Origin of the sequence: Psychrobacter sp. NG254 (assembly GCF_015277735.1) — a bacterium.
Taxonomy (GTDB): domain Bacteria; phylum Pseudomonadota; class Gammaproteobacteria; order Pseudomonadales; family Moraxellaceae; genus Psychrobacter.
On record NZ_JADHDA010000005.1, the window covers coordinates 87,921 to 110,237 of the forward strand.

Annotated in this window: 19 protein-coding genes; 7 read left to right on the plus strand and 12 right to left on the minus strand. The window is 45.0% G+C overall.

Annotation, left to right across the window (positions count from 1 at the left end; translation table 11 throughout):
- Positions 1-23 precede the first annotated feature (23 nt).
- Together IP510_RS09740 and radC are read right to left on the minus strand one after the other, a co-directional pair.
- On the minus strand, positions 24-3,038 hold the full coding sequence (locus IP510_RS09740; protein ID WP_194364595.1) for an acyl-CoA dehydrogenase: 3,015 nt from the start codon (positions 3,036-3,038) through the stop codon (positions 24-26).
- 376 nt (positions 3,039-3,414) lie between these two features.
- Entirely contained in the window at positions 3,415-4,098 is a 684-nt protein-coding gene (gene radC / locus IP510_RS09745) for a RadC family protein (RefSeq protein WP_194364596.1), read from the minus strand.
- A gap of 127 nt (positions 4,099-4,225) precedes the next feature.
- On the opposite strand from radC, the gene coaBC reads away from it, so the two are divergent.
- Together coaBC and IP510_RS09755 are read left to right on the plus strand one after the other, a co-directional pair.
- Positions 4,226-5,611 carry a bifunctional phosphopantothenoylcysteine decarboxylase/phosphopantothenate--cysteine ligase CoaBC gene (coaBC, locus tag IP510_RS09750; RefSeq protein WP_194364597.1) on the plus strand — a complete coding sequence of 462 codons (1,386 nt, stop codon included), beginning with the start codon at positions 4,226-4,228 and terminating at the stop codon, positions 5,609-5,611.
- Positions 5,612-5,691: 80 nt separating this feature from the next.
- On the plus strand, positions 5,692-6,474 hold the full coding sequence (locus tag IP510_RS09755) for a sulfite exporter TauE/SafE family protein (RefSeq protein ID WP_194364598.1): 783 nt from the start codon (positions 5,692-5,694) through the stop codon (positions 6,472-6,474).
- Positions 6,475-6,488: 14 nt separating this feature from the next.
- Here the strand turns inward: IP510_RS09755 and IP510_RS09760 are convergent, their stop codons facing one another.
- The 3 genes from IP510_RS09760 to IP510_RS09770 form a co-directional block, all read right to left on the minus strand.
- Positions 6,489-7,403 (minus strand): histone deacetylase, encoded by a 915-nt coding sequence (locus IP510_RS09760; protein ID WP_194364599.1) that lies wholly within the window; start codon positions 7,401-7,403, stop codon positions 6,489-6,491.
- 138 nt (positions 7,404-7,541) lie between these two features.
- Positions 7,542-8,384 carry a YbjN domain-containing protein gene (locus IP510_RS09765; RefSeq protein ID WP_194364600.1) on the minus strand — a complete coding sequence of 281 codons (843 nt, stop codon included), beginning with the start codon at positions 8,382-8,384 and terminating at the stop codon, positions 7,542-7,544.
- Between the two features lie 30 nt (positions 8,385-8,414).
- The gene (locus IP510_RS09770; protein ID WP_227669641.1) at positions 8,415-9,494 is read right to left on the minus strand and encodes a hypothetical protein; all 1,080 of its coding nucleotides are present in this window, start codon (positions 9,492-9,494) and stop codon (positions 8,415-8,417) included.
- A 161-nt stretch (positions 9,495-9,655) separates the two neighbouring features.
- Between IP510_RS09770 and ccmA the strand changes: the two genes are divergently transcribed.
- The 5 genes from ccmA (at position 9,656) to ccmE (ending at position 13,086) form a co-directional block, all read left to right on the plus strand.
- Positions 9,656-10,285 (plus strand): heme ABC exporter ATP-binding protein CcmA, encoded by a 630-nt coding sequence (ccmA, locus tag IP510_RS09775; protein WP_194364927.1) that lies wholly within the window; start codon positions 9,656-9,658, stop codon positions 10,283-10,285.
- 114 nt (positions 10,286-10,399) lie between these two features.
- Complete coding sequence (locus tag IP510_RS09780) at positions 10,400-11,077, plus strand: heme exporter protein CcmB (RefSeq protein ID WP_194364928.1); 678 nt, start codon at positions 10,400-10,402, stop codon at positions 11,075-11,077.
- A 192-nt stretch (positions 11,078-11,269) separates the two neighbouring features.
- A complete protein-coding gene (gene ccmC / locus IP510_RS09785) occupies positions 11,270-12,058 on the plus strand; it encodes a heme ABC transporter permease CcmC (protein WP_194364601.1) in 789 nt (262 codons plus the stop codon).
- 16 nt (positions 12,059-12,074) lie between these two features.
- Positions 12,075-12,296 carry a heme exporter protein CcmD gene (gene ccmD / locus IP510_RS09790; RefSeq protein WP_194364602.1) on the plus strand — a complete coding sequence of 74 codons (222 nt, stop codon included), beginning with the start codon at positions 12,075-12,077 and terminating at the stop codon, positions 12,294-12,296.
- Positions 12,297-12,585: 289 nt separating this feature from the next.
- Positions 12,586-13,086, plus strand: a complete 501-nt coding sequence (gene ccmE, locus IP510_RS09795) for a cytochrome c maturation protein CcmE (protein ID WP_194364603.1) — start codon at positions 12,586-12,588, stop codon at positions 13,084-13,086.
- 201 nt (positions 13,087-13,287) lie between these two features.
- Here the strand turns inward: ccmE and IP510_RS09800 are convergent, their stop codons facing one another.
- From IP510_RS09800 to IP510_RS09830, 7 genes are all read right to left on the minus strand, one after another.
- Positions 13,288-14,136 (minus strand): aldo/keto reductase, encoded by an 849-nt coding sequence (locus IP510_RS09800; protein WP_194364604.1) that lies wholly within the window; start codon positions 14,134-14,136, stop codon positions 13,288-13,290.
- 344 nt (positions 14,137-14,480) lie between these two features.
- Positions 14,481-15,446 carry a MetQ/NlpA family ABC transporter substrate-binding protein gene (locus IP510_RS09805; protein WP_194364605.1) on the minus strand — a complete coding sequence of 322 codons (966 nt, stop codon included), beginning with the start codon at positions 15,444-15,446 and terminating at the stop codon, positions 14,481-14,483.
- A 220-nt stretch (positions 15,447-15,666) separates the two neighbouring features.
- Positions 15,667-16,353 carry a methionine ABC transporter permease gene (locus IP510_RS09810; protein ID WP_194364606.1) on the minus strand — a complete coding sequence of 229 codons (687 nt, stop codon included), beginning with the start codon at positions 16,351-16,353 and terminating at the stop codon, positions 15,667-15,669.
- 18 nt (positions 16,354-16,371) lie between these two features.
- Positions 16,372-17,142 (minus strand): methionine ABC transporter ATP-binding protein, encoded by a 771-nt coding sequence (locus IP510_RS09815; RefSeq protein WP_194364607.1) that lies wholly within the window; start codon positions 17,140-17,142, stop codon positions 16,372-16,374.
- A 564-nt stretch (positions 17,143-17,706) separates the two neighbouring features.
- Positions 17,707-19,830 (minus strand): sensor histidine kinase, encoded by a 2,124-nt coding sequence (locus IP510_RS09820; RefSeq protein WP_194364608.1) that lies wholly within the window; start codon positions 19,828-19,830, stop codon positions 17,707-17,709.
- Between the two features lie 96 nt (positions 19,831-19,926).
- The gene (locus tag IP510_RS09825) at positions 19,927-20,649 is read right to left on the minus strand and encodes a response regulator transcription factor (protein WP_194364609.1); all 723 of its coding nucleotides are present in this window, start codon (positions 20,647-20,649) and stop codon (positions 19,927-19,929) included.
- A gap of 313 nt (positions 20,650-20,962) precedes the next feature.
- Positions 20,963-22,243, minus strand: a complete 1,281-nt coding sequence (locus IP510_RS09830; RefSeq protein WP_194364610.1) for an HlyD family efflux transporter periplasmic adaptor subunit — start codon at positions 22,241-22,243, stop codon at positions 20,963-20,965.
- Positions 22,244-22,317 lie beyond the last annotated feature (74 nt).

Consider the following 22,317-nt stretch of genomic DNA (forward strand, 5'->3'; position numbering starts at 1 on the left):
GTTATATTTATATATTGCCGCATTTACACATTATCACTTTCATCGCGACGCAGACCATCTCGCCACTTGCTATCGGATGAAGATGGTTTCTCTACGTTATCTTCTACCTGTGGGTTTTCAATGCTATCCAGATTATTGGATTTTTGTACGCTGTCATTCACAACGTCAAAATGGTCAGGTTTGTCAGCGCTATCCACGCTATCAGAATTTTCAGCATTGTATTTATTGAGTCGATGGTTATTACTCATGCGTTCGCTTAAATGCGATTCTGCATCACGGTAACGAGGATCAAGTGCTTCTGTCTCAGGATCAGAGTCTTCAAAGTCAGTCTGCGCCTGTACTTCTTCAACAGTATCCTGCTCAGCAACCATTTCGACATCACCGTCAACCTCATAACCATGATCAGGGTTGGCATCACCTGTTGGTTTATCGGTACTAGTAGAAACATCGGCATCAGTAAAAGTGTTTAAGTCATCATCTAGCGCATCGCTATCAGTCGCAATACCATTTCGAGCTTGTGCCGCACTTTTTAGTTCAGCATAGTCAGTCAGCTGCTGTACAGCATTGTCGAGGCTATGTGGATTGGCGCGTTCTTGAACCTGTGATAGATGTTCATCGAAGACATCAGTCAATAACGAGTCAAAGCGTATGGCATTATATTGAATAAGCACTTCAGCTTCTTCTTCAGTGATGTCTTCATTTTGACTGGCATGCACGACATGATCTTCAAAGGTAAGTCCTTCAAAACTGTCTTGATGCTCAGCCTTTTTAAACTTCTGCCATAACGGTTCGATGCTGGTCAAGGTCTGATACGCATGCTCCATACGCCCAGTCACATCGTCTGCATCGGTATTGTAGTAGACCATGGTTTTAAGGTAGTCGCGGAATGGGTTTGCTGCAAAATCATCCATAAAAGTATCACCCAACTGGCGTTTGAGCTCATCACTTGGCGGCGTAAAGATACGACCACTTGGGAAAGTCACAAAGCTCACGACGTTGGCTGCTAGACGGTTAGGGAAGTTGGCAAAGAAGGAAACAAAGGCTTCTTGAATGGTGTACAAGCTGTTCTGTAGGGCGACTTCGGCATGTAAACGCTCAGACGCTGATTTACTGCCATGTTCATAAAACTGCAAAATAGCCGTCGCAATAAACAAGTGACTATGAATATCTGATAAGCGACCAGAAAGCATCTCTTTACGTTTTAAGTCACCTGCCAGTAGTCCTAGCGCCATATCGGCGGTCAAGGCAAAGCCCGCACTTAAGCGGTTAATGTGTTTGTAGTAGGGACGGGTAAAGCTGTCTGCAAAGCTTGGTGCATTATTACTGCCACCGACATAGCCTGCAATAAATGCTTTGGCACCGCGATTAAAGGTATAGCCTAGATGCTTAAAGAACAGAACATCAAACTCTTTGGTGGCTGCTTCCTTGTCTTCGCTTTGTAATAGCTGTAGCTCATCAAATAGATAAGGATGGCAACGCATCGCGCCTTGACCAAAAATCATCAGCGAGCGGGTCAGTATGTTTGCACCCTCGACCGTGATAGACACAGGAATCGCTTGATACGGCGTTGCCAAAAAGTTGCGTGGCCCCATTTGTACCGCTCGACCACCAACCACATCCATACCATCATTAATCACACTACGCATGGTCTCAGTGGCATAGTATTTTGCCATCGCGGTCATTACTGATGGCGTGCCGCCTTGGTTCAGTCCACACGTGACGAGATGACGAAATGCTTCTAGCATATAAGTGTTACTGGCCATGCGACTTGTCGCGTCTTGTACCCCTTCAAACTTACCAACAGAGATTTTGAACTGTTCACGAACCTTGGCAAATGCTCCGACAGACAGATACGTCATCTCACTGGCGGACGTGGACAGTGCTGGTAGCGAGATACCGCGACCGACACCCAAGCATTCCATCAGCATGCGCCAACCGCGGCCTGCGTTTTCGACCCCGCCGATGATGTAATCTAAAGGAATAAAGACATCTTTGCCATCGACCGTACCATTCATGAATGGCGAGCCGATTGGATTGTGGCGTGGGCCTGTCACGACACCCTCATGATTGGCAGGAACCAATGCACAGGTGATGCCATAATCGGTTTTTTTAGGATCGCCTAATAAGCCTTCTGGGTCATGCATCTTGAATGCCAAACCAACAACAGTAGCAACAGGTGCCAAGGTAATCCAACGCTTTGAGAAATTCATACGCAGACCAAGTACTTGCGCGCCTTCGTGCATGCCGTAGCAGACCACACCTGTATCAGGAATCGCGCCTGCATCAGAGCCTGCTTCTGGTCCAGTCAGACCAAAGCAAGGCACCTCATCGCCTTTGGCCAGACCAGGTAGCCAGCGCTGTTTTTGCGCGTCTGTGCCATAGTGCATCAGTAGCTCACCAGGTCCGAGTGAGTTTGGCACCATACAGGTCACCGCAGCAGTGGGTGAGCGCGAGGCGATTTTGCTCATGATACGGCTTTGGGCATATGAGCTAAAATCCAATCCACCAAACTCTTTTGGAATAATCAGACCTAAAAAGCCATTGGCTTTAATAAATTGCCACGCCTCAGGGGATAAGTCTTTATCTTCATGCTGTATTTTCCATTCATCGAGCATGCCGCACAGCACTTCTACTTCATTGTCGATAAAGCTCTGTTCTTCTTCTGATAGCTGTGGATAGGGATAATTGGCAAAAGTGTCCCAGTTAGGCGCACCCATAAACAGCTCTTTTTCCCACCAGCTAGTGCCCGCATCTAATGCTTCGCGCTCAGTATCACTCATACTTGGCATCGCACCGCCTAGCGCTTTGTAGACAGGCTTGGTAATTAATGACTGGCGAACAGAGGAGATGAGTAATACTAAGCAGAGCAACGCCATTGGCAAGCCCAAGATCAATGACCATGGGCTAATAACTGCGGTGATGACCACAGTGACGAGGACAGTGATACTGCCAGTGACTCGTGACAGCGACAGCAAAAAAATGGCCAAGACCATGGCTAATTGAATGATGACTGCCAGAATAAACAAGCCAATTGCCATGACTATCTCCTTTATGACGCTCAATAAAAAGCATGAAAAATATGTGAGTAAAACGGTTTAAAAACGATAATTATTATATTGTTTGGAGGTGTGTGAAACATCTAATGACCAACCAAGCAGTACATTCTAAGGGCTTTGATGGGATCGGTTATACCCTATCAATGCATCAATAGTGACTGCATGTGCGACACAATGGGCTTGCAAAATGAATGACAAAGCCATCCACTAATATGAAACGATTGTCGATAACTATCAATAGCCAAAATGCTACGCTGTGTCGACAATATGTATCAAATAGCATGAATAATGGTGTTATAGAGTAATTACTAGCTATTAAGCCTATGATAATTTATATATTTGACTAATGTACATAACCTTAGCCAAAAGGGCTAAGACCACTTTCGGCATAAGATAAGGTATCGTTACGTCCGACGATGATATGATCAACAAGCGAGATATCCAACAAATCACACGCTTTTTTTAGCTCATGAGTCAGTAGATTGTCTGCGCCTGATGGTGTCGCATCGGTATGAGGGTGATTGTGTGTGATAATGAGCTGGCTAGCAGCATGGCTCAATGCATGTCTGAGGACGTGTTTGATACAGACGGAGCAGGACGAGAGTCCACCAGTAAATAGTATCTCAAAGTTCAACAGATTCAGCGCATTGTCTAAACACAGTACGGCAAATACTTCTCGATGTTCACCACGCAATTGGGTACTGATATAGTCTTTGACCACCTGTGAGCGCCCAAGGGCTTGACCCATTTTAAGTTTGCTGTCCAGATAACGAGTACCCATCTCAAGCGATGCCAATATCTGTGCGTACTTGGCAGGGCCGATACCATGACAGGCAAGCACGGTCTGTTGAGGGGCTGAGAGTAACTCTGCTAAGCTGCCAAATTCATCGATTAGATGGCGAGCCAACTCAATAGCGGACTGCGATTTGGTGCCTGTACGCAAAAATATGGCCAATATCTCAGCATCAGACAAATGAGACGCGCCAAATTTCAATAGTTTTTCTCGTGGTCGGTCATCTTCGTGCCAGTCTTTGATCGCCATCATCACTCCTTGAAAATGGATCGGTAGCTGTTGTGTGAGGTAAATGCGGAAAACCTTACCCAATTTATCTCATAGTTGTTACTATAAGCGCAATTTTATCTTTTAATTTTTTGTTGATGATACGCTTATGTCCAATATTGTGCTTGCTATTACTGGCGGTATCGCCGCTTATAAATCTGCTATATTTGCCCGCTTATTGATTAAAGCAGGTTTTGATGTGCGCGTGATCATGACGACAGGCGCACAAGCATTTATCACGCCACTGACGCTGCAAGCGCTGACGGGTAATGAGGTACATATCTCATTACTCGATGAGCGTGCTGAAGCAGGGATGGGGCATATTGAACTGGCGAAATGGGCAGACTTAGTTGTTATCGCGCCAGCCTCTGCCAATACGCTTGCGCGCCTTGCCATGGGTATGGCCGATGATTTGCTGACCACCGTCTGTCTTGCCACCACGGCACCCGTCATCATTGCACCAGCGATGAATCAGCAGATGTGGGCGCACCCAGCAGTCAACCTAAACGTGCAAACACTGCGTGATATGAACTATCAGATTATTCAACCAGCCAGCGGTGAGCAGGCGTGCGGTGATGTAGGAGCAGGCCGATTGCCTGAGCCTGAGCAGTTGCTAGATGAAGTGCTATTGTTTCAAGCGATGCATGTAACGCCGCAGCTGCTATCAGGCAAAAGAGTGGTCATTACGGCAGGTCCAACCGTAGAAGCAATTGATCCGGTACGATATCTGTCCAATCACTCTACCGGTAAGATGGGCTTTGCATTAGCACGAGCTTGTGTGGCAGCTGGTGCAGAGGTGATTTTGATTGCTGGTGGCAAAATAGCACTGCCGACACCGCTCAATGTCACGCGGATTGATGTCCTCTCAGCCAAAGACATGCTCGTTGCGGCGCAGCAATGTGTAGAGGGTACGCATAGCGCGCTTCAGTGGGTCTTGGAAGATGAGCATGAACATCACCACGACCACGATCACGAGCATCATCATGACCATGACCACTCACATGACCACAGTGATTGCGATTGTGGAGACGAGCATGATGTTGTGACGACTAGCACCGATAATAGCGTGAGAGTTGCTGATATCTTTATTGCTACGGCAGCGGTCGCGGACTATCGTACGGAAGAAGCTGCTCCGCAAAAAATCAAAAAAACCCAAGATGCCATGGCGCTCAGTTTGGTCAAAAACCCTGATATTCTGGCAACGATTTCTTTGGCTCACCCAGAATTGTTTGTGGTTGGTTTCGCGGCTGAAACGCAAGACGTTGAGCACTATGCACGTGGAAAATTGGTCGCTAAGGATCTAGACCTCATCGCTTGTAATGATGTCTCACGTGCAGATATTGGGTTTGCAAGTGATGACAATGCCATGCAAGTGTTTTTCTCTGAGCGTCATCAGCGTGAAGCGATCACGCTCGAAAAAACAAGCAAAGATAAAATTGCTGAACAGCTTGCATCTATTATTGGCGAAACCATTGGTCAACGTCAAAGTTTCTAATATCAAAATTGCTAACGTTAAAACAGCGCATATGCTAGTTACTAGGTATCGGGCATGGTGTACAAAAAAGTGTGTAAACGATGACGAATATAGTGGATAACGATAGCACGCAGATGCTAGTGCTGATGGCTGTTTTTGCATTGGCATCACTGCTGCATGGTATTAGCGGGCTTGGCGCAACGCTAGTGACGACCACCGCGCTTGCTAGTATGTATCCATTGCCACATGCCATTGTGTTGGTGATTTTCCCCTCGCTAGTCGTTAATGCTATGACATGGTTAGCAGGTGGGGAGCGCACCATTTGGCAAAATTTTATCTATTACGGCAGACGCTATTGGCTACTGGCACTGACCAGTCTGCTCGGTAGTATTTTGGGTGCCAAGCTACTACTGTGGGTCGATAGCGCTTATATCTTGCTATTGTTAGCGGCAGTGATTGGTTTTTATGTTGTCAGTAGCTTACTGGGCAAGCAGATTCGTCTGCCAGATACCAAGCCTGTATTAATTGCAGTTGGATTTGGCGCGGGGGTTATTGGCGGTTCGACCAATGCCATGTCGACTGTATTGATGATGTATTTGTTGTCTGCTAGCGACGATAAAAACACCATCGCCAAAGTGGGTAACATGTGCTATTTTTTGGGTAAAATTGCCCAAATCGTCGTACTACGTGAGCCGATTATGGCACTCAGTAGCAGTGAGTGGCAGCTGATTGCGTGGTTAAGTGTGATATCTGTTGTTACGCTGTTGATTGGGATTCGTCTGCGTCGTTATTTACCGCAATCACGTTTTCGTCAGCTTATTTTAGTGATATTAACTGTGCTTGGCATACGCGTTGGCTGGCAAGGCATTGCTGCGTTATTGTAAACGTGCGACGCCCTTTACGCTATTTCACCGAAATAAATCTGCTGTGCCACGCGAAAGGTATTGCAGTGTGCTTCGACCACATCGTCGATGTCTTCTGAATAGCCGCCCCCCATCACAATGGCAACCGGTATATTGGCAGCTTTTGCTTGATGCAGCACGTACTCATCTCGCGCCTTGCAACCTGCTTGCGTCAATCCAAGCTTACCCAATTTATCCGTCGCTAGCACATCGACCGCCGACTGATAAAAAATCATATCTGGTGCAAAATCTGCAATCAAACGTGGCAGCGTCTCTTCTAATATCTGTAGATATTCTGCATCACCCGTATCATTGTCCAGCTCGATATCTAAGTCAGACACTTGCTTACGAAATGGATAATTCTTGGCACCATGCATGCTAAAGACAAAGACGCGCGGCTCATCCGCCATGATACTGGCATTACCATTGCCTTGATGAACGTCTAAATCAATGATTAAAACCTTGTTTGCCTGTCCGCGATTTAACAATAGATTGCTAGCGATGCAGACATCATTGAACACGCAAAACCCTTCTCCGTGATCGGCAAACGAGTGATGAGTGCCACCTGCAACATTCATGGCCACGCCATATTGCTGCGCATACAGCGCGCACTCATACGTTGCATGGGCAATATAACGACCACGCTCAACCAACTGCGGCGTCATCTCAAACCCGATGGCGCGCGCCGCCTTGCGCGGTAGTGTTTGGGTTTTTAGTTGATACCAGTACTCTGCGGTATGCGTGGTCAAAATCTCATCTTCGCTTAAGCATTTAGGCACAAAGAAGTTATCTTGGCTGATCGTTCCTTCTGCTAGTAAGCGCTCAGGAATCAAAATATATTTTTGCATAGGAAAGCGGTGCTTTTCGGGTACGGAATAGCGAAAGACGTCAGAGTAGGCAATTTTTAGCATAAGAATTCTAGCTTAGTATTTTTAGCATCATATTGATGGTGTGGTGGAAGAGCAAGCTAAGGTCGCGGTGAGAGCGAACGCTAGTCGTCGCTTTCTGGATAAACTGACTTATCGAAAAGCCGAATGAATAAAAATTGGCTATTGAACAAACTGAGTCGGTAAAAAGAACGTGCGCGCATCCGATTGTTGACGTAGGTCTGCCAGTAACGACTGCATATCTTCATCGGGATCTTGATTATTAATCAAATTACCAAACAGCTCGTTGGCGACCGTGGTCATTGATACCACGCTTTGTAATAAATGCTTAATAATATCATTATCGATACCGACCGCTTCGACATCGATCGCATTTTTGTAGCGTATCTCACCATCATTGACATCCATTTCTAGATTGCCAATCAGCATGTCGTAGTTGATTTGGGTGATGAGTAGCATCGCGGCGCTCTGATGACTCTCGGGTATCAAAAATGGCAAAATGCCATAAATGGCCAGTAATTTGTTTTGTTCTTGAACTCTAAACAGATATCCGCAGTTTATTTGCTTATGCCGCATTCTTAAGGACAAATGATGAGATTGCGGCTGGCCATTGGTGCTATCTTTGGCTTTGGGCCGATAATGCGTATAGTGCCATTGTTTATTATTAAAATACTGTTTTAAACAATCAACGATGGGTGTATCACTAGGATTCTGTGGTTCTGTGTTTGGCACGTCCGTATTTAGGTCAAGCAAATCTGTTTGCGCTTGCTTGCTATCATGACTGCTACTTCGCTCAGAATCGGTAGGTGTATTATGAATGAGATGACTGTCAGGCAGCTGAGTCGAAGTATTTGTAGAGCTATCAAATTCACTATTAGTGGCATCAACAGATGAGGAGGGCACTGGTGTACTGACCCCATTATGATCAACCACTGACTGCGGTGCTGACGCAGTCAGAAATCGTTTTATTTTTTGCCATAAGCTGAGTTTGTTGCGTTGACTCATAATATTATGCTGACAAGTAAGGGTTATAAGTTAATCGTGATTGAGCGCCAAACCTTCTTGAATACTCGGCTGTGCATAAAACGCCTCTAGCATCTCACGAATATGAACGGTCAACCACGGCGTCTCAATAACATCGTACACGATAGGCAGTAGAGCAGTACTACATTGTTTCATGGCCGCTTCGTCAATATGCAAGCTTGCGGCAATGGTCGCCATCGTGTCAGACTGATGATTGGCATACCAAGTGTCAATGCTCGCTTCTACCAAGCTGTGTAGATAAGGTGACACGCGCAGACGGTTATAGCTTTGCTGAATACTGGCTTCGATATGGTCGATACTGCTATTACCTGGCTCATCGCTCAGATACGTCTGCAGTTCGCTGATAGGCTGGTCTTTGATGCGATCCCAGCCCATGACCATCAGACGCGCTACTTCCTCATTAGACAGATGTGCTTGGGCATTGGCTTCGGCTTTGCGCGTCAAATCTTTGATATTGCGGTGCAAATAGGTTTGCAGTTTTTCATCAAGATTTCTGTTGGTGGCTTTTTCAAAAGAGCTACGCCCCAGCTTCATCAATTTACCAACGCCACCCGCCTTGTCTAGCGTACTTTCCATAAAGTCGTTGATAGCGTGATGGAGCGTTTGGGTCAATAAATCCGCAAAAGTTTCGTTGCCGACGAGGGTGTGAATCAGGATATTGCGCTGCTGCTCATGACTACCGATATAATTGGCAAGCGTCTTGACTTGGGTATCATCGACCAGCTCAGACAGCGGTACATTATCATTGACGGGATGATAAATAAGGGTATGCAAAATATCGCGGATATCGGTGCGCATCACCTCAGTCATTGACTGATTTAACAGCCAGTCTTTCATCAAATGCTGTAAATGCTCACGGCTGATGTATTTGCTGAATGGCTGTACGCCAAACCATTGCCAAGCTTCCATCGCTAGTGGCTCAGCTTGCTCGTGCAGCCAACGCTGCATAAAACCAACTTGCGCATCGATCAAGCTATCTATCGTGAAACGACGGGTTGATGGCTCTTTTAACAAGCTGGCATCAATTGTGTCATTGGTCATGTTGTTTTGGCTATCTGTTAAAGTCTGCATAGATTTTGAGGTCATATATTTGAAGTTATAGTTTTCAGATTACAGTAATCGACAATTTGTTATACTGTGCGGTTGTGTCATAGATAAGGTATTATGCCACGAACATTGTCTGTATTTGTGATGAATATTGACTGCCGCTTTATAAATAACCAGAGGTTGTGATGACGGTTCTAGAGACGTCTATACTTGAACTTGCCGACTTGACGGTTCAACGCGGCGAGATACCGCTGTGCGAAGCGGTCAGCTTGCAGCTACCTGCCGGTAGCATTTGTCATCTGATTGGTGCCAATGGTACGGGGAAGACCACGCTATTGATGCAGCTGGCAGGGTTATTGCCTGTCATGACAGGCACGGTCTCATATCAAGGGCAGGCAGGTTTGCCCATTCAGCCTTTGTATGTCTCACACCAGTTAGGTATTCATCCAGATCTAACGGTAGCACAAAACCTGATATTTTTATTAAATTTATACGGTATTAACCCAAGCGCTAGCGATATCGATGATGCGCTCACTTGGGTAGGGCTACAAGGATTTGAGACAATCAGCTCAAGTCATCTGTCCGCTGGACAGACGCGGCGTATCACGCTGGCACGATTGTACTTACTTACTCCTGATGTGACACCGCTGTGGCTACTTGATGAGCCTTTTACGGCGCTAGATGTCGATATGGTGGCACGAATGGAAAGGCGTTTACACGACTTTGCTCATGCAGGCGGTGCAATATTAACGACCAGTCATCAGGCAGTGGGCGTGGCCAATCAAGTACTCGATTTGTCAGATTACATGATATAAGTTTAATAGGTGCTCATACAATCGGTATAGGTGAAAGGACCAATAATGACAGACAGTCCGATGCAAACCCGCCCAATAGCTGCTGCGGATAATAAACCACGCGTTATCACAACGATGCCGCGGGCGATTGGGTTTATGCAGCTGTGGCGCCGCGAATGGCAAGTGAAACAGCAAGGGGCAGTGCAATGGCTTTATCCATTGGTATTGTTCTTAGTCATTATTACGCTATTTCCACTCGCTGTGGGTAGCGAGCCTGCACTGTTGCAGCGTCTTGGTGTATCAGCGGTGTGGATTGCCGCATTGCTGTCACTGGTGATGGGTGTCGATGGCTTGTTTAAGCCTGCGCTTGACAATGGTACGCTCGCACAGCTGGTCGTTGCAAAGGCATCATTACCACTGTGGGTACTGATTAGGCTAGTCATTCACTGGATATTCAGTAGTGGGATTGTGGCAGCACTTAGCTTACTTGCTGTGCCCTTATTTCAGCTTAGCTGGTTTGAGGCATGGATATTGATGGCATCTATTGTGACAGGCAGTCCAATGTTACTGATGCTATCGGCAGTGGCTAGTAGCTTGACATTGTCGCTAAAAAACGGCGCTGTGCTCGTGCCATTGATTGCTTTGCCGATGCAGCTGCCTGTATTGATATTTGCGACTGGGGCAGTTGATTTGTTTGCGACGGGACTTAATGGTTTGCCTATTTTGGCGTTATTACTAGCAGGGAGCATACTCTCCGTTTTAGTGATGCCATGGGTGATTGCCTTGACCCTAAAAATGTCATGGTTGAACTAAAACGCGGTCGTCCAAACCCATTGCATTAACATCATGGTGAAAACTGGCAATTTTGCTATAATAGCCCCTCAAATACGTAAACCGCGCATTGTAAATTTTATCCAGTGTTTAACGCCAGTCGGTACGCTGATCTAAGAGCGGCTGTATGCTCTGTCGGTTATCACCAGTAAGCTGTGTAATAGGTTCATTCCCATGCCCAATCTGAACAACGTATCATCTCCTAGCTTGTGGCAGCGCATTTGGCAGGGCTTCTTGACCACTGTGGGTACCAAGCAGTTTTTTCGAATTTTTAGCCCTTGGGTCAAGTGGCTTGCGATATTGGCCAGTATCTTCTTGCTCATCGGTAGCGTGTGGGGTCTTGCTTTTGCGCCGCCTGACTATCTTCAGGGCAATAGCTACCGTATTATTTTCATCCATGTGCCAGCAGCCAGTCTAGCCATCTCTATTTACTTCTCCCTTGCTGTATTGGGGGTGATTTACTTGGTCTGGAAAATCAAGACAGCCAGCCTCGTTGCACAGGCACTTGCTCCGATGGGGTTTTTGCTGTGTGTGATCAGTTTGTTGACAGGGTCTATTTGGGCAAAGCCGACGTGGGGTACTTACTGGGTGTGGGATGCGCGTCTCACCTCCATGCTTATCTTGGCGTTTTTGTACGCTGGTGTGATGGCATTGTTTGCCGCATTTGAGCACACAGCCAATCGCGGCAAAGCGGCCGCTATTCTATCTATCGTGGGTGCGGTGAACTTACCTATTATCAAGTACTCCGTACAATGGTGGAATACCTTGCACCAAGGCTCGACCTTTAGTCTGACAGCCGCACCAAAGATGTCAGCAGACATGTGGCTGCCATTGTTACTGATGATTATTGGCAGTTATTTATTGGTTGCAACATTGGCAATTTATCGTACCAATACCTTAATTCTGTATCGTGATCAAGGCAAAGCATGGGTCAAAGAATACATTCGTGGTCAACAAAAATAACGACTAGGAACCTATTATGCAGCCTTATTTTTATAGCGTATCTGAGTTCATCGCCATGGGTAAGCATGGGGTGTTTGTGTGGTCGTGTTGGGCGATTACGGTCGGCGTGATGCTGGCTTTTGTTGTGTATAGTCGTAGACAAAGGCAAGCTTTGATCAAGCAGCTGACTATTCAGCAAGCACGTCAGGCACAGCGCACGACCAAAACCACGACACCCGCAACCAAGCGCCTCGATTAAAGACCATGCCACCATCAAAATTTTGATTTATCAGATAACACTTATTTAAGGGTAAATGAGTGTTTTCATTTCATGTCTTTATCACTAAGCGCTTACAGATTGATTTATCCGAAAAATGCTATCATATAGACATTAGAAGAGTACGATTAGAACGATGTTTTTAAAACGTTTTTCTAATGGTAGTTTCTTTAATATTTTCTATTTTATAGCGCGTGATGGCCTGTTTACGATAATGTATATAAGAGCGGTTAGAGTCTATAAAATAGTGACTCATCAATGAGGTAGTGGTATGAATGCAGTTCGTCGCAAAAAGCTGATGTGGGTTATGTTTACGCTTGCAGGGGCTGCGATAGCCGTGGTGTTGGTTCTTTATGCAATTGGGCAGCAGACTGATTACTACTTTGATGCAACCGCCATCGCTAAAGGTGAAGCGCCGCAAGATAAGCGTATCCGTGCCGGTGGTATGGTCGTCGCTGGCAGTGTGCAGCGTGCTGCAGACAATCCTTTAAATGTAGAGTTTGCGATTACAGACTTCCAATCGACAGTACCAGTGACTTATCAAGGTATCTTGCCAGATTTGTTTGCCGAAAATTCTGGTGTCGTCGCCACAGGTAAGATGCAGGGAGATACTTTTGTGGCTGGTGAAGTATTGGCAAAGCATGATGAAAACTACATGCCACCAGAGGTCGCCAAATCGATGAAAGAAAACAATCGTAATAGTGCCACTCCTTCTTCTGAGCAATACAATCCTGCCCAAAAGGTTCATGAGACCGAAACCTTACAACAGTAAAAACTATGAATTTTCATACCATATAAAAAAGCCACCGATTATCGGTGGCTTTTTTATTGGGCTACGTTTAGCTAATCAACTAATCGTTAGTGCTATAGTCAAAGAAATCTAAAACAGCTACAAGGCAGCCGACCGCAGATTGTACATATAGTACTTCTAGGGAGGGTAACACCGTAGCGGTTTAATAGTTCGCCGGCTATATTAGTCATCCCAAACAGGGCTATAGTCAGGATGTGCAATCTTGCGACCATCTGAGCGTGCTAGCTTACCAATTTGTTCTAGCTCATCCGTACTTAGTTTTACATCAATCGCATCTAAGTTGCCTTGCAAGTGATCAGGGTTAGATGTTTTTGGAATCGCGACACGATGCTTGTCCGATAGAATCCATGCCAATGAAATCTGCGCTGGCGTGACGTTATGTGCTTCTGCAATGCCTTTAATAATGTCATTATCAAACACATCACCACGCGCGAGTGGCGAATAGGCTTCTAACAAGATATGATGATTATTCAAAAAAGTCTGTAATGTATTTTGCTTGATAAACGGATGGAACTCGACTTGGTTGACCACGATTGGCACATCTGCGTATTTTTCGGCTTCGATAATATTGGCGATATTAAAATTAGACACACCGATATGACGCGTCAAGCCCTGTTTCTGTAGCTCACAAAGCGCAGGGATAGTCTCGGACAATGGCACACGATCATCAGGCCAATGGAGTAGTAACAGGTCGACATAATCTGTACCCAAATCTTCTAAAGAACGTTTGGCTGCTGCCACCAGTTTTTCTGGCTCAAACTTCATATCATCAGGAAATATCTTGGTAGTCAAAAAGAATTTATCACGAGCCACACCTGATTGTCTGATACCTTCACCGACTTCTTTTTCATTGCCATAAGCTTGAGCCGTGTCGATATGCTCATAACCCATCTCCAACGCTTTTTTGACCACATCTACACAGTCTTGTCCGGTAGATTGCCACGTACCCAAGCCTAAGATAGGGATACTTGCTTGTCCAGCAGTACGAATATTGTATTTTTTAGCGCTCATATTATTATCCTTGTTATTTGTATCTTATAGTTGTTAATTCATTTTAAATGTCATCAATAGCGAGATTTAGCTAGTAAGTCACTATCAATTCACTAATAAGTCGCTATCGAGCTTGTCTACTATAAGAAAAAAGAAGGCTAAGAGGAAGGGGGAGTGACGGTTTCCTACAAAGGGCAAACAGGCTGTAACGTGATTTTGAAGATGAGAGAGGTTGGTAGTCGATATTCAAATTGCATCAATTACCCTAAAACTGAGACCATAAAAAACGCCCATTACCTAGTGTAATGGGCGTCTCTATAATCAAAATACCTTTATAATCAAATATTCATGACTTACATAAAGTCTTACTGAGCAGCTGCTACAGGCTCTGCAGTTTCAGCTTTAGCAGCGGTATCTGTATGCGCGCCGTGATCACCGCCCCAGATTTTTGGATATTTGTAGCCAGGGAATGTCTCGTGAGCATACTTTTTGAACGCTTCTGAGTTATAAGCATTGGTCACATCTTCAACCCATTTTTTACCAACATCGGCAGATTTGATGGCTGACCAGTTCACATACGAAAAGCTAGGCTCTTGGAACAAGGCATCAGTCAATTCGATACCAGCGTCAGTGGCGTAGTTACCGTTGATAACAGCAAAGTCAACTTCATCACGGGCGCGTGGTAACTGAGCGGCTTCTAACTCAACGATTTCGATATCGTATTTGCTGTTATCAGCGATATCAGCTTTTGATGCTGTCAATGGGTCGATATTGTCTTTTAGGGTAATCCAACCAAGATCATTCATCATAACCAAAGCACGTGCAAAGTTACTTGGATCGTTTGGTGCAGAGACACTCATGCCTTTGAAAGCGGCATCAAGACTGGTCTTTTTACCTGAGTAGATACCAAGTGGAGCTGTTGGTACTTGGAATGCTTCTACTAGATCAAGATTGTTTTCTTTTTTGAAATTATCAAGATAAGGCTTGTGCTGGAAGATGTTGATGTCTAAGTCGCCTTCAGCCAATGCAAGGTTAGGACGGACATAATCGGTAAAGGCAATCAGCTCAACTTCATAGCCTTGGGCTTCAAGTGTAGTCTTTACTTGGTTACGAACCATATCAGCGAAATCGCCTTCGGTTGTACCGATAATGATTTTGGTATGGTCAGGATCGATATCGCTAGCGGCAGTTTCTGCAGTTGCGCCTTCGGTAACTGGCTCTTTGGTCGCTTCTGGAGCTGATGAGTTACTGCAACCTACCAAAACTAGGCCTGATACTCCAACTGCGGCAAATGCAGTGGCTAACTGACGGCTGATATCTGTTAATTTCATAGAACTTCCTTATTAAGGGTAATGGAACGAAAATGTTTGACCATTAAAAAAGCAACATTAGGGATAGTAATGCTGCTAAGTTAACGGTTGGTTATTTGGTGTCAAAATTAAAGGGTCTCAGTAACAAAGTCAAGCACTTTACTTATGATGAATTGGCGCTAAGATCTACCTATTATTCATATCCTATTAGTAGCGGACTGCTTGACATACCATGATACTTTTAGCGTTTGTCCAAACGGTTGGCGAACCAATTACCAGAGGCTTGAATCGAGATGACCATGATCGATAGTACAATCACGATAAAAATCATGACCTCAGTTTGATAACGGTAATAGCCATAACGAATGGCCAAGTCACCTAGACCACCGCCGCCAATCATACCAGCGGCTGCCGAGTAAGAAAGCAAGCTGATACAGAGAATGGTCACAGACAGCACCAGCCCTGAGCGTGCTTCGTTCAGCAGGACTTTGATAATCGTAAAAGGCCGTGCACCCATCGACTCAGTCGCTTCAATGATACCGCGTGGTACTTCACGTAAGTTTTGCTCGACCAGACGGGCAAAGTAAAACGAACCCGCGATAGCGAGTACTAATGATGCGGCAATAGGGCCAATACCTGTACCAACGATGGCCTTGGTAAACGGGCTCATGGCAATCATCAAAATGACAAACGGGAAGGCGCGCATAAAGTTGGTAATGCCACCAAGTACACCGTATAAGGTCTTGTTCTGTAAAAACTGTCGATCACTAGATAAAAATAAGAACACGCCAAACAGCCCGCCGATGATGATGGCTACTGTCGTTGAGATGCCGAGCATGATAAACGTATCAATAAAGGCACTTATAATTTCTTTGCGCAGTACCAACAATTTATCTATCGAGGCGGATAATTCACTACCAGTTAACATGTTTTTTCTCCTGCCTCATTAGTCTTCGTGCACTAAGCCTTGGCCAATAGGGGTGGTTGCCTGAATCAGACCGTCTTTGACATCTGCAACTTCTAATAGTTGTCCTTGATGTAGCAATGCGGCGCGATCACAGAGTCTACGAATAACGCTCATTTCGTGGGTGACGATAACGATAGTCACGCCCAATTTTTCATTGATGTCACGTAAACAGGTGAGTAAGCTGCGCGTGGTTGCAGGATCAAGCGCACTGGTTGGCTCATCGGCCAACAGTACTTTTGGACTGGGTGCAATTGCGCGGGCAATACCGACGCGCTGTTTTTGTCCCCCTGATAATTGGGCAGGATAGTGACCAACGCGATCCGTTAAATCGACAATCTCTAGACACTCCATGACCCGTTTATGAATATCACGACTTGGATACCCTGAGACCTTGAGATTGAATGCCACGTTGTCAAAAACGGTCTGATTGGACATCAGATTGAATTGCTGAAAAATCATACCGATATTATGACGGGCAATACGTAGCTCACTGGCTGATAAAGTGGTCAAATCCGTACCGTCTATGACTACTTGTCCCGAATCTGGGCGCTCAAGCATATTGATGAGGCGCAGTAAGGTAGATTTACCCGCACCTGAATAACCCATCAGACCAAAGATTTCGCCTTGCTTAATCGCGAGCGACGTGGGTTCAACAGCTGTAAACCAATGCGGTTTGCCGTTTTTGTCTTTGATTGATCGGTCGCTTAAAAAACTTTTGGTCACATCGTTTAAGACAATCATGTCATTCATGGAGGGCTCAAGATTCAATAATTTTTTTTATGGTCATAAACGTGCTGTTAAGCGCTTACTACTAGTGGTTAAACTGCGACCAATAGTCAGTGGCCTATTAAACACAACCGTCGATAACCCTATTATAAGGGGCGGTAATATAGCATATTATCCAGCACTTTGGATATGCACATACGTGAAGGGCTTATGATGAATCGTGATTAAGTGAGGGAGGCTTGCGCGGATGGATTAACAATCGTAGAGTATGACGGGTTTAATGTAAAAAATGCAGTGCTGTTAGGGTGTGTCCTCATTTCAAAAATGGAGATAAAAACAAGATAAATTGCCGTCAAACGAGAAAAATAGTGTAGATAATATCAAGATATTGGTCAGCTATTTGACGATGTTTGGCAAAATTTAGCTATTTTTAGCCCAGTTAGATAACTATCGTTTGAATTGAGGACATGCCCTAGTCTAAGGACTCATAAACTATTTACTATCATCTAGCGGGAAAAAGCACCAAAAATCTTACCTAGGTTTTATCATAAGTGTTGCTGCAAGCATCATTGAAAGTATCGTTATGCCCTATTCATGATAGTTGTAATGAGGGTCGTGTTTGACAGGTATGGTAACCAAAAATCGTGTATGACCATTGAGCGTATCAGTGATAATACGTCCTTGATGGGCAGTGACAATTTGAGAAACCAAAGACAAGCCCAAACCTGAGCCTTTATTCTTCTGTTGCAAGCGCACAAATGGACTAAATACTTCTTCGCGCTTGCCCTCAGGAATACCTGTACCTTCGTCAATCACTGCTAGTACGACATATTTTGGTAACGGTGGCGTGGCATCGTTTTTGGCTTTTTTCATGTGCTTAGCAAATAAGCCTTCTTTGCGTGATGTACCTGAGCTGTCACTTTCTGTGCCATTGTTTTTACTAGTAGTATTGTCAGTCGTTGGTTTCGGCGATTTTTGTGCCATATCGACTGTAGGGATAGGCATGTCCTGATTAACGGCAATGTCTGATGATTCTGTCGCTGTACCATCTGGAACAACACGCCACATGACTTTTTTAATTTTGTCAGCGAGCTCACTGGTATAGTTTTGATAGTTGGCAAACAATGAAGCATCTTTTGCTTTATCTGTGAGCGTACTGTCCAATAGGCTGTGGTTGCCTGTCGAGTGTTTGATATTACCTGAGTTATTATTGCTGGCATCATGACCAGACAGAGGTACTGCTAATAAACCCTCATTTGACTCAGAATTACCAACATTATCTAAGCCAGTCTCAACATCCATATCCGTATTAAAAAGGATATTTTCGCCATTCTTGTAAATCGATGGCGCTAATAGCTCTTGATCAGCCGCTATTGATTCCGCTTTGTTTTGATCAGCCAGTGCTTGAGACGTATGTAGTTCAGAGCGAGAGGCTGGATTTTTATTAATATTGATGTCAGTTTGCTCATCATAGGAATCAAAATCTAGGCTGTTATAATCCGCAAAGCTGCTAGATAGCACGGTTTGCAACAAATAGTCAGGAACAGCCTCTGCTTCATCAAGGGTTTGAATCCCATATAGCAAGACCGTCACAGGCGGTTTACCATGCAGCATCGCATTGGTGAGCAAGTTGCGAATGAGGTGGGTCAACATCGAGGACTGTCCATCTATAACGATGTGTTCCCCAATTAAGGTGGCCTCAGGATAATGTTGGCGCTCTTGATTGACGAGGTCATATATATCCAAGGTTTCAACTTGCTGTAGCGCGTGACCTGCATCCATACGGCTGACCAACAATATGCTCTCTACCAAATCATTGAGTCCTGACAAGTCTCGAGTGATGGCGTGCGCGCGTTTGTCGAACTTTGCCTTAGTATCAGAGGGTAACGCAGCAGCCAACATATCCATCATTTCAATCTGCAAGCGAATACGAGTGATGGGCGTACGTAGCTCATGAGAGGCGTGAGCTAGCAGTAAATTATTGGCATCAACAAGGTGCTCAATCTTTTGGGCCGCTTGGTTAAACCCACGCGCGAGCGAGGCAATTTCGTCATTACCACGAGCATTGACTCGCACCGTAAAATCGCCATCACCCAACTGTGCCATCTGTTGACTCATCTGATCGATACGCCAGGTCATCGTGCGAGCGATCAGCCATAAGACGCCTGCCATGATAACGAGTAATAGCAGCGTACCCGTAAACAGATTGAGCGCGGCAGAGAGTACCGGTTTTTTGGGCGTCAGACGAGATTCGTACAGCAAGGTATAACCGGTGCTGCTAGACACTTGAGCTTGTTTGGTCGGTGAGGTCTCTGCAAAAGAAGGGAAAACGCGTGAGAATAAAGAAGGGGTAGGCGGTAGGGCTAATGGTAAATCACTGTTGTCCGTTTGCATGAGCAACCGACCTTCGCTGTCGTACAAGCCCATTTTTGCCTGTAGGGACTCATCAAAGATGTCAAAGCTCTTTTTGACAACAGCAAGCATAAACCGTGACTGTAACCGGTTGTCTTTGCCAATAGAGATATTGAGCTCATGCAGAAATGGGTCAATTTGTCCCAAGATTTGTGTGGCAAGTATCTCTGATCGTATGCCCGCATCCTTGTCATGGACAAGTTGAGTCAGGAGCACCATGGCAACTGCAAACAAGATAAGTGCCAGCATGACACTGGCAAATAGCTTGGCAAAAACGGAACGAAAACCCAATTGCTGCATTAAATAATCTCTATGACCCTATTATTGAATGCTGATATCGACGCATACAATTGGAGTTTACGTAGTTTTTACGCATTATTCCATCATTTAATACGGTTAGACTTGGTCAGTGGCAAACTGATAACCCACACCGCGTACTGTGATGATGCGTTTTGGCTGACGTGGGTTGTCTTCAATCAAAGCGCGCAGACGTGAAATATGGACATCGATAGCGCGGTCAATATTGTCTGAGCTGTCGTCATTTGGCATTGCTTGCCATAATTGTTCGCGATTGAGCACTTTGCCAGAATGGGTCGCAAAATAATGTAATAGCTGAAATTGATGCGTCGTCAGGCGTACAGCCTCATCATCGATGGTGACCTCATGGCTATCAGGGAAGACGCTCAAACGCCCAAAAGTTAGGCTATCCGACTGACTATCCGCTTGATTTGGCTGCTCATGACGACGGATTACAGCGCGAATACGCGCCAATAGCTCACGTGGCTCAAAAGGTTTAGAAATATAATCATCTGCACCCATCTCTAGACCGAGCACGCGATCAGTGGTATCACCTTTTGCTGTCAGCATGATAATCGGTACTTTATTGGTCATGTTGTTCTTGTTGCCACGAATTTTTTGGCACACTTGCATACCATCCATGTCAGGCAGCATCAGATCAAGCACGACCAAATCAATACCACGCTCTTTGGTATCTAGTAGTTCAAGACCTTCTTGACCCAGTCCTGCATGATGCACATCATAGTAGTTCATCGTGAGGTAATCACTGATCAACTCTGCCAAATCCGGATCATCTTCAATCAATAAAATTTGCTTACTCATGGGATACCCTCTAGTTGTTGTTATGGTTTGCTAAAGATAGAACGTGCCATAAGATCTAATTATCGGTAAATATACCGAAGAATTGGATGCTTTTAGCCATTAAATCCTTAAGCCTCTATGTTTTCAAACCTATAAAATATGAAACTCTCAAACACGAGTGGCTCATCAATAGGAACCGCTCGAAAAAACATAAACCGTTTAAAATACTCGGTTATTGTTATATATAATACCGCCATATTGCCTAATTATGCTGTTACAAAACAAGATAGGCTTTGTTAATGTTTCTACGCAATGTAACTGTCATCATCAATCGCTATGAGACGATGACTTTTTTACCTTTAGAATCAAGGGGTAAGTCAGCCAAGCAAATTAAGCTATCATTGCTCACACCAGCGATCAAATACTGTTTCGTTGTAGGATCGTACTCGACTACTTCGATGGGTTGGCGTGTCAACAGTTGATCTTGTCCAATAACCCATACATTTGCGGTAAGCGGACTTAGGGGCATATAGGGTGGTGATTGTAATTCTGTCAAATCGACATCATGCAACGCGTGCTTAGGCACGATAGTACCCACCTCTATCTGACCATAATTGATTCGCCCTGTCACTTTCATATTGGGCTGTAATTTATCACGGCTCATCTCATTATCGATGACATTGACGTAGACTAAGAGCTTTTTTGGCTGACGGGTGGCTGTCAGCTTGCTCACTTGCCCAGTGAACTGACCTGACAAGCCTTCGGTAGTAAAATTGACCGTCTGACCAACCGACAGTTGCGGCTTTGCTTGAATAGGAAGCGTCGCCATAAAATGCAATTTGGTTTCGTCACTCAGTTGCAGCAGTGTCGTACGAGGATCTAGCTGGTCATCTTTTTTAACATATAGATTTTCGATACGGCCTGAGAAGCTGGCACGAACGGTGATTAGGTCAAATGAGGGGGAAGATTTTTTGGTATCGTCGATACTGCTCGCAGCTCTATCGTCAACATCAACATCGATGCTATTACCATCAGCATCAGCTGTCTTTGGTTTTGATGTGATTTTACTGCCAGCAGTTGCGTTTGCGTGCGCCGTGATTTCGCTATCAGGAGCAGCGTTTTGACTGACACTAATCTTTTGCGAGTTGTTAGGTGTCATATCATTACTGTCACTACTATCATTAGTCGCTAAATCGTTCTGAGTCGACGTTTTTACGGTCGAATTGTCATTGGTGGTTTCGTCCACTGCACTCAGTCGTTTGACAATAAATAGGGGCGTTCCTTTTTCTACCCATTGTTCTTTTTTGACCAGCACTTTTTCTACTTTAAGCGGATGTGCAGCAACAAAGCTGGTTTGCCTGATAGGTTCGATATGGCCTTGCAATCCAAGACTTGGCTGATAGCGGGTAGGCTTGATACTCAATATCTGTTCTGATGTCATCGTGACGCTCTCACTCGTAATCACAAGTGGCGTCTCTACGATGGCTTCGTTTTCGATGGTTGAGGGCACGTCTTTAGGTGGTGACGGCTGACACGCTGCCAGCAGCAAAGCGATGAATACGCAGAGGCTTTTTCTTTTATTTATATAAGTTCTTATATGTGTAGAAGCTGTCATCGCAGTCACCATTATAGTCATCATTTTATTATATAGTGAATTGAGGTATGACGAAATGTTTATGCACTACTGCT

Excerpts from the sequence above, each read along its gene's own strand:
- IP510_RS09740 (WP_194364595.1), bottom strand. The coding sequence starts at position 3,038 with ATGGCAATTGGCTTGTTTATTCTGGCAGTCATCATTCAATTAGCCATG.
- radC (WP_194364596.1), bottom strand. The coding sequence starts at position 4,098 with ATGGCGATCAAAGACTGGCACGAAGATGACCGACCACGAGAAAAACTA.
- coaBC (WP_194364597.1), top strand. The coding sequence starts at position 4,226 with ATGTCCAATATTGTGCTTGCTATTACTGGCGGTATCGCCGCTTATAAA.
- IP510_RS09755 (WP_194364598.1), top strand. The coding sequence starts at position 5,692 with ATGACGAATATAGTGGATAACGATAGCACGCAGATGCTAGTGCTGATG.
- IP510_RS09760 (WP_194364599.1), bottom strand. The coding sequence starts at position 7,403 with ATGCTAAAAATTGCCTACTCTGACGTCTTTCGCTATTCCGTACCCGAA.
- IP510_RS09765 (WP_194364600.1), bottom strand. The coding sequence starts at position 8,384 with ATGAGTCAACGCAACAAACTCAGCTTATGGCAAAAAATAAAACGATTT.
- IP510_RS09770 (WP_227669641.1), bottom strand. The coding sequence starts at position 9,494 with ATGCAGACTTTAACAGATAGCCAAAACAACATGACCAATGACACAATT.
- ccmA (WP_194364927.1), top strand. The coding sequence starts at position 9,656 with ATGACGGTTCTAGAGACGTCTATACTTGAACTTGCCGACTTGACGGTT.
- IP510_RS09780 (WP_194364928.1), top strand. The coding sequence starts at position 10,400 with ATGCCGCGGGCGATTGGGTTTATGCAGCTGTGGCGCCGCGAATGGCAA.
- ccmC (WP_194364601.1), top strand. The coding sequence starts at position 11,270 with ATGCCCAATCTGAACAACGTATCATCTCCTAGCTTGTGGCAGCGCATT.
- ccmD (WP_194364602.1), top strand. The coding sequence starts at position 12,075 with ATGCAGCCTTATTTTTATAGCGTATCTGAGTTCATCGCCATGGGTAAG.
- ccmE (WP_194364603.1), top strand. The coding sequence starts at position 12,586 with ATGAATGCAGTTCGTCGCAAAAAGCTGATGTGGGTTATGTTTACGCTT.
- IP510_RS09800 (WP_194364604.1), bottom strand. The coding sequence starts at position 14,136 with ATGAGCGCTAAAAAATACAATATTCGTACTGCTGGACAAGCAAGTATC.
- IP510_RS09805 (WP_194364605.1), bottom strand. The coding sequence starts at position 15,446 with ATGAAATTAACAGATATCAGCCGTCAGTTAGCCACTGCATTTGCCGCA.
- IP510_RS09810 (WP_194364606.1), bottom strand. The coding sequence starts at position 16,353 with ATGTTAACTGGTAGTGAATTATCCGCCTCGATAGATAAATTGTTGGTA.
- IP510_RS09815 (WP_194364607.1), bottom strand. The coding sequence starts at position 17,142 with ATGAATGACATGATTGTCTTAAACGATGTGACCAAAAGTTTTTTAAGC.
- IP510_RS09820 (WP_194364608.1), bottom strand. The coding sequence starts at position 19,830 with ATGCAGCAATTGGGTTTTCGTTCCGTTTTTGCCAAGCTATTTGCCAGT.
- IP510_RS09825 (WP_194364609.1), bottom strand. The coding sequence starts at position 20,649 with ATGAGTAAGCAAATTTTATTGATTGAAGATGATCCGGATTTGGCAGAG.
- IP510_RS09830 (WP_194364610.1), bottom strand. The coding sequence starts at position 22,243 with ATGACAGCTTCTACACATATAAGAACTTATATAAATAAAAGAAAAAGC.